Raw genomic sequence first — 16,811 nt, 5'->3', positions numbered from 1 at the left:
CCTCATCTCTACTTTTATTATACTTTAAAAAGAAAAAAGGTAAGCATAAAATCTTACCTTTCAAATAACTATTTTTGTTTTTTATCGTTTTTAGGCTCATTACTTTCTTTAGGTAATGCAGCTTTTACACCTAACATAGTTGAAATTGTGCTTGATAAATCAATACCTGTTGATTCTTTAACAGATTCCAACACTTTAGAACTTGTTGCCATAATATCACTAACAAGTTTTGTGGAACCACCTTCACCCCATAAAGTAATTCTATCAACATTTTCAAGAGGTTTAGCTGCAGCTGCAACAATTTCAGGTAATACTTTAGAACTTAGAACTAACTCAAGTTTAGATGCATCTTCCATTAAATTCATCGCTTCTGCTTTCTTTCTAATTGCTTCTGCCTCAGCATTACCAACCGCTAAAATCCCTTCAGATCTTGCAAGTTCCGCTTCTTTAAATGAAATAGCTGAAATCTTTCTCGCTTCTGCTTCTGCTTTTTGTTCTTCAAGTTTAGCTTGTGCTTCTTTTAATCTTACGAACAATTGTGCTTCAGCTTTTTGCTCTGCAGCATATTTTTCAGCTTCAGCTGATTTCTTAACTGTAGCTTCTAATTTTCTTTCAGCAACTTCAACTTCTTTTGTTTCAAGTTCAATTTCTTTATCTCTCTTAGCAATTTCTGCTTCTTGATAAGCAATATTAACTTCTTTAAATCTTCTTGTTTCTTCAAGTTTATATGCAACATCTGCGGCAGCTTTAGCACGATCTGATTGTTCTTTTAAAGCTGCAACTTTTAACGCTAATTCATTATCTTGATATGCAATTTTTAACTCTGCTTCAACTCTGGCATTATTAGCTTCTTCTTTAGCTCTTGATACTGCGATTGAAATCTCTTTTTCATTATTAGCTTTTGCAATTGCTGCTTCTTTTCTAATTCTAGTAACATTATCAATCCCTAAATCTTTAATAACATTATTTTGATCACTAAAGTTTTGAATTGTAATATTAATAATTTCTAATCCCATTCTTTCCATATCAAGTTCAGCAGATGTCTTAACCATATCTGAGAACTTTTCACGATTTTGAACTAAATCAACTAAATTCATTTGACCAACAATTTCCCGCATATTACCTTCTAAAACTTCTCTTGCTGCAACTTTAATTTCTTCAACACCACGGCTAAGTAAAATTTGTCCTGCAAGTTTTAATGAATCTTCATCAGTTTTAATTCTAACACTGGCAACACCATCAACAAAGACATCAATAAATTCTTTTGTTGGAACAGATGTTCCAGTTTTTATATCAGTTTGAATTAAATCAAGTGTTACTTCATCACTTCTTTGTAAGAAAGGTATTACAAAAGCTCCCTTACCAACAACAATTTTTTGTTTTCTTGGTCCAGTAATAATCAAAGCTTTATTTGGTCTTACTTTTTTATAAGATAATAAAACGAATAAAACAATGACTGCAACTATCCCAACTACAATTCCTACTACAGTACCAGTTTCCATTAAAAACATTTTAATTCCCCCTCTATATTATGATTAGCATTCTATTATTAACAATAGAAACTTTAATTTAATTATATCAATTTTATTCCTTAAAAACAATGTTTTTTTAACTTCTTATTTTCCCTTGAAATTCAAATTCAATTCTTTTAGCAACTTTATTAACAAGTTTATCAACATCAGCACTTTCTAGGGTTTTATTTTCATCATTAAAAACCATTCTAACAGCAACACTTTGATATCCTTCTTCAATATGACTGCCTTTATAAATATCGAAAACCTCAGTTTTAATAATATTTTTTCTAACTGTTTGTTCAATTAATTTAACAACATCTCCAACCTTAATATCATCTTTCAAGACAATTGCTAAATCTCTTTCAACACTTGGATATTTGCTTACTTGTTGATATTTAAACTTACTTTGTTTTTCAAGACTATCCAAATCAATTTCAAACACAAAATTATCTTTAACACTTAGTTTAGGATGAATTTTACCTATAATACCAACAGTTTGTTTATTAACAACAATACTTGCTTGTTGATATGGATGAAATGATTGATTATTACTTGGCACTAGTTCATAATCAACTTTAAGTAAGCCCATTATATTTTTTAAAATTCCACTAACAAAATAGAAATCAAGTTTAATATTAGTTTTTTTCCATAAATTATTAATTGTTGAACTTGAAGCCATAAGTGTTAAATAATTTCTTTCAATCTTATCAGCATAAACATGTCCCATTTCAAAAAGATTAACACCATCAACACCATGATCTTTATTGTATTTTACAACATCAATTAAACCATTAATTAAACTTTGTCGTAGGGCTTTACGTTCAACATTTTGTGGTTTTAAAATACTAATTACATTACCAAGTTCATTAAATCTTGTAACTTCATTTTCTTTTCTTAAACTATATGTTACCACTTCATTAAAACCAATATTAGCTAAATAATGACGTAAGGTTCTATTTGTTTTTTGTTTTTTGGTTAATGCTCCTACACCTGAAACAGTTAATGGTTGATTAGGTATATTATTCATACCATAAATTCTAACTATTTCTTCTAGACAATCATCTTTCATTAAAATATCATGACGATAGCTTGGAGCTTTAACTGTTAACACATTTTTATTTACTTTAACTTCATAATTAAGTCTTTCTAAAATTGCAACGATTTCTTTCCCACTTAATTTATGACCTATTTTTCTTGATATCTCTTCTTCTGTTAAATCAATAAATGGATTTTTAAAACTATTTTTTACATCACTAACTATTCCTTTTGTAATACTTGCATTTGCAAGTGTTTCAAGTAAATAGCTTGCATGTCTTAAGGCTTGTTCAATTATTTCTTCATCAATACCTCTTTCAAATCTTAGTGATGAATCACTTTTTAACCCTATTTTTTTACTTGTATTTTTAATACTTTCAGGTTTAAAGCTTGCTATTTCAAGAATTATTGAATCAGTATTATCATCAATCATTGAATTTTCAAGTCCCATGACACCACCAAGTGCCATAACTTCTTTTCCGTTTGTAATAACAATTTCATCACCTGTTAATTCACGTTCAATGCCATCAAGTGTTTTAACTTTTAGTTTTTTAGTATTATCACTTACAACGATTTCCTTAGTTCCAAACTTCTTAGCATCAAATGCATGCATTGGTGTTCCATATGTATATAAAATGTAGTTTGTTATATCAACAACATTATTAATTGGCTGACAATCAACTGCTAATAAAAATGATTTTAACCACCATGGAGAATCTTTAACTTCCACTTTATTTAAATATCTTGCAAAATACTTATTTGTATTTTTAGAATCTATTTTAACTGTTAATGGATTTTTAGTTTCATTTTCTTTAACATTGAAATTAGGAAGAACAATCTTTTTATTAGTTGCAGCAGCTAAATCTTGTGCAAATCCATAATGTGATAAAAGATCAGAGCGATTTGGTGTTAGTGATAACTCTAGAACAAAACCATCCATCGCTAAGTGAGAAAGTGCATTTGTTCCAACTTCTTTTGGTTCATCAAAATAATATATTCCTGATTTAAATTCTTCTGGAATCAATTTTTCATCAAACCCTAATTCTTTTAATGAACAAATCATCCCATTTGATTCTACTCCACGAATTTTAGATTTTTTTATAACAAAATCCCCTGGCAATACTGCTCCTTCTGTTGCTACAATAACATATTGACCCTTTGCAACATTCTTAGCTCCACAAACTATTTGTTCAATTCTACCATTTCCTAAATCAACTTTTGTTACTGACAATGAGTCTGCATTTTCATGTTTTTCTTTTTCTAGAACATGACCGATTAATACATTGTTAATATTTGATAATAAACCAAACGATTCAACTTCAGTTATATATGCATTAGTTACTTCATCAATGTTATTTGGAACATCAATAAATTGTTTTAAATTATTTTCAACTATTTTCATGATAAATCCCCCTTAAATTGTTGCAAGAATCTAATATCATTTATATAAAAATTTCTAATATCTTCAACACCATATTTTAAAATTGCAATTCTTTCAATTCCAATTCCAAATGCAAATCCACTATAAACATCTGGATCATAACCACCCATTCTTAAAACATTTGGATGAACAAGTCCAGCACCCAAAATTTCAATATATCCTTTTGTTCCATCAGGTTTAATATACACAACATCAACTTCAACACCTGGTTCAACAAATGGGAAATAAGAAGGTCTAATTCTAATTTCACGATCATTTCCAAATAAATGTCTTGTCATATTTAATAATGTATCTTTTAAATTTGCAAAGCTTATTCCTTTATCAACAACAATTCCTTCAAACTGCATAAATTGATGTGAATGAGTTGGATCATCTTCATCTCTTCTATATGTTTTTCCTGGACAAACAGCTTTAACTGGCTTGCCATTTTTTTCTAGCATTGCTCTTGCTTGAACAGGTGATGTATGTGTTCTAAGTAATGTCTCTTCTGTAATATAGAAAGTATCTTGCATATCTCTTGCGGGATGTCCTTTTGAAAAATTCATCATTTCAAAATTATAAAAATCACTTTCAACTTCTGGTCCCTCTTTAACTTCATAACCTTGACCAATAAAGAAGTCTTCTAAATCTTCAATAACTTGATTTAATGGATGAATTGTTCCAAGTGATATTTCATCCGCTGGAATTGTAACATCAATTTTTTCATTTTCTAGTTTTTTTAATAACTCTTTTTCTTTAAGATCATTAATTTTTGATATAATTCTATTTTCAACAAGTTCTTTAACTTCATTAATCAATTTACCAAATAAAGGTTTTTCATCATTAGGTAAATCTTTCATTTTAGCCATTTGCTGACTAAGTTCACCTTTTTTACTTAAATATTGATTACGTAGTTTTTCAATATCATCAAGTGTTAAAACACTTTCAATTTTTTCAATTATTACTTTTCTTAATTCTTCTAAACTATTATTCATATTTTCCCTCCTTAAAATAAAAAAGTCCTTAGAAAATATCTAAGGACGAATAATCGCGGTACCACCTTAGTTCTAGATTACTCTAGCACTTAATATTCTATAACGGGAATTCCCGGGTGTGATTAGCACCACTCAAAGATGAATTCATATAGAATTACTTATGCAACTTCCACCATCATGCACTCGCTATTAAATAAATCTCTATATTACTATTTCTTATCAACGATTTTAATTATTTCTTCTTCCTAATACAATTACAATAACTCTTAATACTTGAACATAAATCCAAACTAATGTAACCATTAATCCAAGAGCAACAGTCCATTCATATTGTTTTGATGCACCCATTTCAACAATTTGTTCTGCTCGATCGAAATCTAAGACTAACATAAATGCTCCAAACAATACTAATAAACCAGCAATGAAAATATTTCCTGAACTAAATAAATCTAATGATGGAACAAAGATTCCAATAATACTTAAGATTAATAAAGTAAATAATGTTCCAAACATAATTTTTTTAAATTTATTAGTAGCTCTAACTGCTCTAATTGAATATAGACCAAGCATTACTGCAAAAATTAATCCTGTTGCAATAACAGCTGTTAAACCAATTTGATTACCTGGAAATACTAACTCTAATAATACCGTTAATGTTCCTAAAGTGAATCCTTGTGCTGCTGCATACAAAATTGAAAATGGCATTGAAATTCTTGGAATCATTGTTCCAATTAAAACTGAAATAAATGCTACAATCCCTGATACAGAGATTATTGTAATAACTGGTTCAATTTTATTGTCTTTAATTAATGTTGCTGCGAAAAATGCTGCTAAGAATGAAACTAATACTAATACAACAGTTTTAATAGAAACACCTGTATAAGTCGCTCCAAAACTTCTATCTCTTACTTCATCTTTTTCAACACTACGAAATACTGGGTTTGATGAATTCATCATTTACCACATCCTTTCATTCTAATACTATTATTATAAACTATTCTTTAAATTTCTGCAAATAATCCTATATCAATCACATCATTTTCCGTATTTAATTCTCCATAAGCGCCGTAATCTTTTAATAACACTTGAACAGTTTTATTGATCTTTGTTCGCTTATGAACATCAGAAACTGAGTTGAAAGGTTTTTCGTTTCTTGCTTCTACAATTCCATAAGCAACTTGTTCGCCAAGTCCATCTACAGAAACAAACGGCATTCTAATTCCTTTTTCCTCAATAACAAACGTTGTTGCTTCCGATTTATCAATATCAACAGGTAAGAATCTAAATCCTCTTCTAGTCATTTCCAGTGCAACTCCTAATGTTACTAATAAATCATTATCTTTAACTTTTCTTTGATACATTGGTATTTGTTCTAATTGATTAATTCGATTTCTAATCGCGTTAGCTCCTGAAACCATTGCTTCATAATCAAACTGTACAGCACGTTTAGAGAAAAATGCACTATAGAACAGAAGTGGTTTATAAAACTTAAACCATGCAATTCTAATCGCCATAATTACATAGGCAGTAGCATGTGCTTTAGGAAACATATACTTAATCTGACTTGCAGACCAAATATACCATTTTGGAACATCATGCTTTTCCATTTCTTCGACATAAGTATTCCATTTTTTAGTATCTTTACTTGGTTTCCCTTTTCTAACAAACTCCATAATTTCAAATGCTTTTAAAGGTTCTAATCCCATATCACTTAATTGAACCATAATATCATCACGACAAGCAATAATATCATCAAAAGATATTTTTTCATATTCGGTTGTCCCAGCAATTAAATCTTTAGCATTTTTAAGCCAAACATCAGTTCCATGGGATAAACCAGATATTTTTACTAGCCCTGCAAAACTATTAGGTTTAGTATCATTTAACATTTCGCGTGTAAATGGTGTTCCAAACTCTGGAATACCGAATGAAGCAACTTCACTCATAATATCATCGGTTTTAAGACCTAATATTTTTGTTTCTTGGAACATTCTTAAAACTTCTTTATCATCTAATGGTATATCTCTTGCATCGCTAAAAGGAAAATCATCTTGATGTTCTTTAACATAATCCATTAAGAACTTAATCATTGTTGGATCATCGTGCCCTAATATATCCAACTTCAGTAAATTAGACTCAAATGAGTGATAATCAAAATGTGTTGTATACCAGTCGCTTGATGTATCATTAGCTGGATATTGAATTGGTGTAACATCAAAAATCTCTTTATTTTTCGGAACAACAACAATCCCACCTGGGTGTTGTCCAGTCGATCTTTTTACACCTTTAATTTTATCAGCTAATCTTTTTATTTGTGCTTTTCTAAGCATAATATTATTGTCTTCTAAATAACCTAAAACATAACCATATGCTGTTTTATCAGCAACTGTTCCAATAGTTCCAGCTCTAAATGAATAATCCTCACCTAATAACTCCCTAACATATGAGTGAGCTTTAGATTGATAATCTCCTGAGAAGTTTAAATCAATATCTGGAACTTTATCTCCTTTAAATCCTAGGAAAGTTTCAAACGGAATATCATGACCATCTTTAATAAGTTTCTCACCACAAATTGGACAAACTTGATCAGGTAAATCAAATCCTGATTGAACATTTTCAAAATATTTTTGAAACTCTTTTTCTTTCTCACTTATTCCGTATGTAAATAATTCTTCTTTTGTTAAATTGAAAACTGTGAAATCACCATTTTTACAACGATAGTGAGGTTTCAATGGATTTACCTCAGTAATACTCATTAATGTAGCTACAAAACTTGAACCAACAGATCCACGAGAACCTACTAGATATCCATCATCTAGTGATTTTTTAACAAGTAAATGTGATATGTAATAAATTGGGGCAAATTTATTCCCAATAATACTATCTAATTCTTTTTCAATTCTCGCTTCAACAATTGGGTGAAGTTTTTCACCATACTGCTTATGAGCTGTTTCATAAACAAGTCGTTTTGTTTCTTTCTCAATACTTTCAACTCCAATACCAGTAAATGCATCATCTGGCAATGAATATAATTCGTCTGGGAAAGCTTTAATACTTTCAATTTGTTTATTTATTAAATTTGTATTAGTTATAACAATTTCTTTTGCTAAATCCAAATCTAAAAAACTAAACTCTTCAAGCATTTCATTTGTTGTTTTAAAATATTGTTTAGGTAATTTTTCAGCTCCATGCAAAGGATGTAAGCCGCCACCCACAACCGGAGTTCTAACATAAATCTTACGATACAATTCATCTTCATCATCCAAGTAATGAACATTTCCTGTTGCTACAACAATTTTATTCTGTCTTTTAGCAGATTTAATTATTTTTGTAATTGTAGCTTCAATAATTACTTTACCATCATTGCTATTATTTTCCATTAGATGCATATATGAACTTGGTGGTTGTACTTCAATGTAGTCATAAAAACTAATTGCTTTATCTAATTCAATATCTCTTCCGTTTAATGCAGCTTCAAAAACATCTCCAAAGTCACAAGCACTCCCAATTAAAACACCTTCTCTTAAATCATTAAGTTCTTCTTTAATTGTTCTTGGTCCATTATAGAAATTCTTTGTTAATGCCTTACTTACAATCTTAAATATATTTTTATATCCCGTTTGATTTTTAGCAAGTGCGGTAATGTGTGAAGGTATTAGATGTTTATATGATTCATTTTTATCTATTGAATTATACAAATCGGTAGTTGTTTTAATTCCCCAATCACGAAGATTATATAGCATTTGAATCCAAACTTTGCTTGTCGCCTCAGCATCTTGATCAGCTCTATGGTGATTTTCAAGTTCTACTTTAAAAAATCTAGATAATGCTTTTAAATTAAATCTCTTTAAATCTTTATTATAAAAATATCTAGCAAGGTTCAATGTATCAATATATGTATTATCAATCTTTAATCCCATTCTCATTGCTTTTTCTGTAATAAACTTAATATCAAATGCAGCATTATGAGCAACTAAAATTCCATCTTCAATAAAACTAATAAACTCCGGTAAAACATCCTCAATTTGACGTGCATTAACAACATCTTCATCAGTTATATTAGTTAATCCTTTAGTAAATTCTGATAACAACATATTTGGATTAACAAATGTTTGATACCTATCAATAATTTCTGTGTTTTTAACTTTTACTGCTCCTATTTCAATAATTAAATCATTGGTTGTTGATAGACCTGTTGTTTCCAAGTCAAAAACGATATATGTTTCTTCCAAAAGATTTCTTGATTCTTCACCATTTGAAACAACAACAAATTTTTCAGTATCAACCATATCTAATTCAACACCATAGATTGGTTTAATTGGTTTCCCTTTCGTAGCTTTTAAAATATCTGGGAAAGCATAAACACCATTATGGTCAGTAAATGCGATTGCTTCATGTCCCCATTCAAGTGCTCTATCAACATAATCTTTAACTTCCGTTACACCATCCATATCTGACATTTTTGTATGAAGATGTAATTCCACTCTTTTTTCTTTTGATTTATCAAGTCTATTTTGTTTTTCAATTCCTTCAATAATAGAAATCTTTCGCCCCATTATTACCACTTCGTGAACATAAGTATCAAATTGTGCCTCTCCTTCAACCTCTACAAACATTCCGGCCTTTAAGGATTTACCAAATTCAAAATCACGATCATTATTAATAAAGTTTTTTATTGTTATTGCATCATTTTGATCAGCAATTGTCATTTCTAAAAGCTTAATTGTTCTTAATTCTTTAACTTCAACTTCAACAATTTCTCCCTCAATAACAAATCTTGTATTTCCATTTTGATTTTTATATTTATCAATTCCAAACTGATCCATTGGAATTGTATTTATTCTAACTTTTTGAGCTTTTTGATTTCGGTTTAAAACTTTCGTTTCTTTTACTTCCCTCTTTGAAGGAACATAATTATTTTCATTTAGTCTTTCAGTTCTTGTTTCAATTCTTTCATCAATCTTTTGTTTAATTGTTGATAAGTTTTCATCAATAAAACATTCGATTTTTGATTCAATTTTAATATCTCTAAAAACATTATATATTTCATTAAAATATTCTTTAACCCAAACACTATCTTTATCAATATGTACTAAAAACTTATTTTCTTCATAAGTAACGTTATAATTTTCTAATGCAGAAAAAGATGGTTTAATATTACATAAATAATGAATTGAACTATCCCAATAATTTAATGCATATTTAGAGAAATTATTTTTGTTATTATGAACTACTTTAATATCAATTTTTTTGACTGCTGCATTATTAAAATATTCTTTAACTGTTTTACTAAAAGAAAATAACAAATCTGCATCAATAAAATCATTAAATTCTATGAAAAAAACCCACTCATCTTTTTTTGGATATACATCAACTATCTTTAATTTTGAGTTTTTTATTATTTCGTTATCATAATTTTTTTGTTTCAAAAATAAATCATACTTATTCATCATCATTTTCCTTCTTTGAACCATTTGTCTTAACAACTCTAATCATTCGATATGCAATCATTTGATAAACATACGCAACTATTATAGTAAAATAATATAGGTCGTTAAATCCAAACAATGTTATTATCAAATTGAAAATAACCCACCCTGTTAATAGATAAATATTCGTTTTAAAAATATTACCAAAACTTAAAGGTAATCTTCGCATCATCATTGATAATGCTGTTAATACAAGAGCAATCAATAAATAATCTAGTAAATAACCAATAAAAATTTGTGAAACATACACCACAATTAAACTTGAATCAAAGAGTTTAATTGTCTCTTTAGTTACAATATTTGCTTCATCAGTTGAAAAAACGATATTATTCAATTCGCTATTCTCATATTTAAAACTTGATATTTCAATTGCCATTGTAGATGCACTCATATAGAGAGTAACCCTACTTTCTTCAAATAAAATAATATATGGGGTATTTGTTCTTGGAATTGTTCCAACAACAAATGTGAAATCATCAATTACAAAGTTTTTACTTGTTGCATTCTCATTAATTAACTTACCATTTTCAATTTTTAAATTTGCATTTACAAATTCTTTATTTATTCCATTATTTATTTCATTATAACTTGGGAATAACATCTCAGGTTTACTAATAGAAACAACAATTGCTGGAATTGTAAGAAGAGCTGTCATTATCAAAAGATATGAAAAAACTTTCCAAAACGAATCTTTTATATATAAAAAAACCATACTAGGTTTTGTTAAACTTGCTTTAAATCGTTTATACATAGAATCAACTCCTTATAAAATATTATAGCATAATATAACTGCTTTTCAGGGATTATTTGAAAGAAATAAGAATAATCATTTCGACTATTCTTATCCTTAAAAATTAGTTTGCAACTATATTAACAAGTTTGTTTGGAATTACAACAATCTTTCTAATTGTTAATCCTTCTAAATGCTTAGAAACATTTTCATTATTAAGTGCGATATTTTCTAATTCTTCTTTACTTGTGTTATTAGCAACACTTAATCTTGCTCTTAGTTTTCCATTAACTTGAACAACTACTTCAACCTCATCTAAGACTAAATATGCTTCATCATATATTGGCCACTCTGAATAAAGTAATGTTTCATGTTGTTTCAATATTTCCTTATTAATCTCTTCAGTTATATGAGGAGCAAATGGATTCAATAGTTTCAAGAAATCTCTTGCTTGTTTCTTACTCATCTTTTTAACCTTATATACTTCATTAACAAAAACCATTAAGGCACTAACTGCAGTATTGTATCCCATTTTCTCAATATCTTCAGTTACTTTTTTAATTGTTTGGTGATGAATCATATTTAACTCATCAACATTATCAACAATTTCAAATGAATACATTCTAAACATGCGATCTAAAAATCTCTTGATTCCTGCAACACCTTCAGTTGACCAGGCTTTTTCTGCTTCAATTGGTCCCATGAACATTTCATATACTCTTAAGGTATCTGCACCAAATTCAAAGATTATATCATCTGGATTAATGACATTACCACGTGATTTACTCATCTTAGTATTGTCTGGTCCTAAAATCATTCCTTGATTCACTAATTTTAAGAAAGGCTCTTTTGTATCAACAATTCCTAAATCATATAAAAATTTATGCCAAAATCTTGAATATAGTAAATGCCCAACAGCGTGTTCTGTACCACCAACATATAAATCAACAGGGAGCCATTTTTTTAATTCTTTTTTAGCTTCTTCTGTGTTAAGTGGAATCATTCCTAAATGTTCTTTTAAAATATAACCGATATAGTACCATGAACTACCTGCAAGTTGAGGCATTGTGTTAGTATCACGTCTTACTTTCATACCATCATATTCAATATTTAACCACGTATGTGCGTTTGCTAGTGGTGATTCTCCGGTTCCACTTGGTTTAATATTTTTCATCTTCGGTAACTCTAATGGTAATTCTTCATCTTTTAATACGTAAATATTATTATTTTCATCAAAGACTACCGGAAATGGTTCTCCCCAATATCTTTGACGTGAAAATACCCAGTCACGCAGTTTATAGTTATTTTTCGCATATCCTTTTTTAATCTTCTCTAAATAAGAAATAATTTTTTCACTAGCTTCAGAATTATTTAAGCCATCAATTATTCCACTATTGTAATGAACTCCATCTCCGGTAAATGCACCATCTGTTTCACCTTGAATTACTTCAATAATATCTAATCCATATTTAATAGCAAACTCATTATCTCTATCATCATGAGCAGGCACAGCCATTACAGCACCTGTTCCATAATGTGGTAAAACATAATCTGCAATCCAAATCGGAATTTCTTTATTATTTACTGGATTAATTGCATATGCACCGGTAAACACACCAGTTTTTTCTTTATTTGTTTGACGTTCTAAATCAGATTTTTGCTTTGTTGTTATAATATAGTTTCTAACACTTTCTTCTTCATCTGAAGTTACAATATCTAAAACCAATGGATTTTCAGGTGCTAATACACAGTAAGTTGCTCCATAAATTGTATCAGGTCTTGTTGTAAAAACATCAAAACTAATTTCACTTCCTAAACAATCAAAATTAATGATTGCTCCTGTACTTTTTCCAATCCAGTTTCTTTGCATTTCTTTTAAGTTTTCTGGCCAGTCTACAAGCTTTAAATCATCCAATAGTCTATCTGCATATTCAGTGATCTTAAGTACCCATTGGCGCATAGCTTTCTTATATACTGGATAATTTCCTCTTTCAGATACCATCATGCCATCAACAATTAAAATTTCATCGTTAGCAAGTACTGTTCCAAGTTCTTCACACCAATTAACTTCTATATCTTTAATTTCTGCTAAATTATGTTCATATAATTTTTTAAATATCCATTGTGTCCATTTGAAATAATTAGGATCAGCAGTTGATAATTCTCTACTCCAATCAATCCCTTTTCCAGATTCAATTAATTGTCTTTTAAATGTTTCAATGTTTTGTTTAGTAAATTCTTCTGGATCTTTTCCAGTTTTTAAAGCAAATTGTTCTGCTGGAAGTCCAAATGCATCCCAACCAAAAGGATGTAAAACATTAAAACCTTTCATTCTATAATAACGACTTAAAATATCAGTTGCTGTATAACCACTAATATGTCCAACGTGCAATCCATAAGCACTTGGATATGGAAACATGTCTAATATGTATTTTTTAGGTTTCAAATTTTCATTTTCTGTTTTAAACAATTGATTTTCATGCCAATAATTTTGCCATTTCTTTTCAATCTTTTTATAATCGTAATTCATACTATACACCTCTTTTATATAACAAGTTATATTATATCATAAACTATTAACTTCGTTCCATATCTCATCTAAAATAAAAACCACTCTAAAGTGGTTTATATCATAATTTTTATTTTTTGACAAGAATTACTGTTCCATTATATTTAGTATTTATAAAGTTTTTTATATGTTCTGATTGTAATACTTCTAATAATGCTTTTATTTTTGGATCGTCTTCATTTCCTTTTTTCACAACTACAATATTTGCATATGGATTATTTGTTGATAGCTCAGTTACTAATGCCGTTTTAACATCTAAATTACCAGTTATTGCATAGTTACCATTAATAAAAAATAAAGCACCTTCGTTATTATTCTTTGCAGTTACTAAAAGTTTAGCAGCAATAATCTTAAACTTAAAATTAACTTTTTTAGTTTCAATTCCTTTTTCAGGACTATCTATTTCTTTTAATTGATCAAAACCATCAATAGTAGTTACTAAACCAATGTTTGCTAAAAATGCAACAATTCTTCCGTAATCTGGTGCATTATCACTTATTATTATTTCATCACCATCTTTTAGATTATCTATGTTATTTACTGTTCCTGCATATAAACCAATTGGTTCTAAATGGATTGCTCCAACATTAACTAAATTACCATTTTTATTTTGTTGATTAAAATATGGAATATGTTGGAAGTAGTTTGCATCAGCACTACCATTTTCAACCGCTGGATTTCCAAGTTCATAGTTATTAGTAACTGTAATCTCTAAATTATATCCTTGTTCTTTTAATAATGGTTTTGCTTCTCTTAAAATCTCAGCATGTGGTTCTTCTGTAGCAATCACTTTAATTGTTTTTTCTTTATTCTTACCACATCCTATTAATGTGATTGTTAAAACTAATAATAATACTCCTAAAATACTTTTTTTCATTTTCTTTTTCTCCTTTTATCTTTTATCAATTTTTTTACTTAAATAATCTCCTGTTAGTTGAATAACAAATACAATTATTAAAACTAACAGTACACAAATATATGCAACTTGTAAATTATTGCCAAATGCTCTTTTAACAGCTAAATCACCTAATCCACCAGCACCAATTGCTCCAGCTGATGTTATAAATCCAACAAGTGTTACAAGAGTCACAGTAAGTCCTGATATTAATGATGGCAATGCTTCTTTTGTCATATAAAGAATTACCGTTAAATTTGAAGCTCCCATTGCCCTCAAAGCTTCTAATTTACCTTTATTAACATCTCTAAGTGACATATAAACAATTCTTCCATAAAACGGCGTTGCACTAATAATAAGTGCTGGAAGAGCAGCTTTTGCTCCTAGCATTGTTCCAACAATAATAACCGTTATTGGAATTAAAACAACCATTAGTATAATAAATGGAATAGATCTTGCTATATCAATAATAAAACTTATAACTCTATTAGTAATTTTTATAAAACCACTCTGTACTTCATCAGTTTTTCTTTCAGTGAAATATAAAGTAAAACCAATAAGAATTCCAAAGATAATAACAAAAATCGCTGTTATAAATAATAGATATACAGTATCACCAAAAGCAGCTATTATTTCTTCTTTATCAATAGGTGTCAACTTCATATTTTTCCACCTCAATTCCTTTATTCTTTAAATATATAATTGCTTCATCTACTCTATTACCTGTTATTTCTAAAATAAGATATCCAACTATATTTTTACCAATATCTAATGTTTTAGCACTTAATATATTAAAATCAATTTCAAACTTTTTAATTGTTTCACTAAGAATTCTTTCTTTATTTGCAGAATTCTTATACTTTAAAATAAATGTATTATCATTGTATTCATCAAGTTCTGTTTTTAAATTAATCAATGTTTTTGCTGTTTTTGTCTTTGGTGAAATAAATAACTCTAAAACTTTTTGATCTTCAATAATTTCACCACTATCCATAACAACAACTCTATCACATAACTTTCTAACCATTTCTAATTGATGTGTTATAAAAATGATTGTTACATTAGTTTTCTCTTTTATATCATTTAAAATCTCGATTATTTCAAGAGCAGTATTATTATCTAACGCGGATGTTATTTCATCACATAGTAAATATTTTGGTTTACTTGCTATAGCTCTTGCTATTGCAACTCTTTGTCTTTGTCCACCAGATAAGTTTTTAGGGTATTCATTTAACTTATCAGAAAGACCAACAAGATTTAATACTTCTTTTGCTCGTTCAAGGTTTTCACTTTTTGAATCGCTATACTTTGAAATCTTCAATGACAATAAAACATTATCAATAACTTTCAATGAACTTAATAAATTATAGTCTTGAAAAATCATTCCTATCTTATGTCTTAAAAAGTTTAATTCATTTTTCTTTAAACTATTAATATCAATTCCATCAACCAAAACATTTCCACTACTTGGTTTTACAAGTCCATTTAATAGTCTAATTAATGTCGATTTACCTGCACCACTATAACCAACTATTCCAATGCTTTCACTCTCATTAATTGATAAAGAAACATCTTTTAATACTAATGATTCTTTTTTATTCTCAAGTTTATATATTTTACTAACATTAACTAACTCTATCATTTTGTGCTCCTTTCTAGATTATAAAATTAAAAAATCCCTATCAAGAACGATAAGGATTATATAAATACTTTGTTAAGTAACACTCATCGCTTATAGCTTTACCACCTTTGTATTTTTACAGGTTGGTAGACGTTCACAGAGCTATATCTCTCCCGTCTTCTTGATAACTATTTAATTGTTAAGATTGTATCATTATTCTTTTTTATTGTCAACATTATATTTCAATTTAAGAAAAAACCAAGAATCATCTTGGCTTAAACCGCAAATTAAGCTTTTAACTTTGTAATTACAGCTACTAAATCTCCGATTGTTTTAATGTTCATTGCTTCATCATCACTGATTTCAATGTCAAATTCTTCTTCAACACCCATGATTAACTCAATAGCATCGATTGAATCTGCTCCAAGATCCTCAGCAATTCTTGACTCTAAAGAAACTTTTTCAGCTGGAATGTTCATTTCTTGAACAACTAGTTCTTTAATTCTTTCAAAAATCATTTTTCTCTCCTCCTTTATTACTCCT

General features: G+C 28.6%; 11 protein-coding genes, 1 riboswitch and 1 other annotated feature. All 11 genes read right to left on the bottom strand.

All coding sequences use genetic code 11. The features are described from left to right. Positions 1 to 68 precede the first annotated feature (68 nt). Positions 69 to 1,511, bottom strand: coding sequence for a flotillin family protein (locus EXC62_RS03145; protein ID WP_052589970.1), 1,443 nt, complete (start codon positions 1,509 to 1,511; stop codon positions 69 to 71). Positions 1,512 to 1,608: 97 nt separating this feature from the next. Then, on the bottom strand, positions 1,609 to 3,951 hold the full coding sequence (gene pheT / locus EXC62_RS03140; protein WP_026390774.1) for a phenylalanine--tRNA ligase subunit beta: 2,343 nt from the start codon (positions 3,949 to 3,951) through the stop codon (positions 1,609 to 1,611). After that, entirely contained in the window at positions 3,948 to 4,964 is a 1,017-nt protein-coding gene (gene pheS / locus EXC62_RS03135) for a phenylalanine--tRNA ligase subunit alpha (RefSeq protein WP_162140258.1), read from the bottom strand. Before pheS ends, pheT begins: the two co-directional genes overlap by 4 nt. 38 nt (positions 4,965 to 5,002) lie before the next feature. Beyond that, positions 5,003 to 5,196: a binding site (T-box leader), on the bottom strand. Further along, positions 5,193 to 5,921 carry a Bax inhibitor-1/YccA family protein gene (locus tag EXC62_RS03130; RefSeq protein WP_052589968.1) on the bottom strand — a complete coding sequence of 243 codons (729 nt, stop codon included), beginning with the start codon at positions 5,919 to 5,921 and terminating at the stop codon, positions 5,193 to 5,195. It overlaps the preceding feature by 4 nt. Positions 5,922 to 5,965: 44 nt before the next feature. Then, complete coding sequence (locus EXC62_RS03125; RefSeq protein WP_162140257.1) at positions 5,966 to 10,414, bottom strand: PolC-type DNA polymerase III; 4,449 nt, start codon at positions 10,412 to 10,414, stop codon at positions 5,966 to 5,968. Continuing rightward, the gene (locus tag EXC62_RS03120; RefSeq protein ID WP_026390772.1) at positions 10,407 to 11,204 is read right to left on the bottom strand and encodes a DUF1189 family protein; all 798 of its coding nucleotides are present in this window, start codon (positions 11,202 to 11,204) and stop codon (positions 10,407 to 10,409) included. Before EXC62_RS03120 ends, EXC62_RS03125 begins: the two co-directional genes overlap by 8 nt. A 103-nt stretch (positions 11,205 to 11,307) precedes the next feature. After that, a complete protein-coding gene (gene leuS, locus EXC62_RS03115; RefSeq protein WP_026390771.1) occupies positions 11,308 to 13,713 on the bottom strand; it encodes a leucine--tRNA ligase in 2,406 nt (801 codons plus the stop codon). Between the two features lie 109 nt (positions 13,714 to 13,822). Next, complete coding sequence (locus EXC62_RS03110; RefSeq protein ID WP_026390770.1) at positions 13,823 to 14,629, bottom strand: MetQ/NlpA family ABC transporter substrate-binding protein; 807 nt, start codon at positions 14,627 to 14,629, stop codon at positions 13,823 to 13,825. A 15-nt stretch (positions 14,630 to 14,644) separates the two neighbouring features. Further along, positions 14,645 to 15,310 (bottom strand): methionine ABC transporter permease, encoded by a 666-nt coding sequence (locus EXC62_RS03105; protein WP_026390769.1) that lies wholly within the window; start codon positions 15,308 to 15,310, stop codon positions 14,645 to 14,647. Then, positions 15,291 to 16,289, bottom strand: coding sequence for a methionine ABC transporter ATP-binding protein (locus tag EXC62_RS03100; RefSeq protein WP_162140256.1), 999 nt, complete (start codon positions 16,287 to 16,289; stop codon positions 15,291 to 15,293). The genes EXC62_RS03105 and EXC62_RS03100 overlap by 20 nt, the downstream gene beginning before the upstream one ends. 80 nt (positions 16,290 to 16,369) lie before the next feature. Continuing rightward, a riboswitch (SAM riboswitch) is annotated at positions 16,370 to 16,459 on the bottom strand. Positions 16,460 to 16,555: 96 nt separating this feature from the next. Continuing rightward, on the bottom strand, positions 16,556 to 16,786 hold the full coding sequence (gene acpP, locus EXC62_RS03095; protein WP_026390767.1) for an acyl carrier protein: 231 nt from the start codon (positions 16,784 to 16,786) through the stop codon (positions 16,556 to 16,558). Positions 16,787 to 16,811: the final 25 nt, after the last annotated feature.

It is taken from the genome of Haploplasma axanthum, assembly GCF_900660745.1.
Classification (GTDB): Bacteria; Bacillota_I; Bacilli_A; order Acholeplasmatales; family Acholeplasmataceae; genus Haploplasma; species Haploplasma axanthum.
Note: the sequence above shows the minus strand (reverse complement) of the source record. Positions and strands in the feature narration are given on the sequence as shown.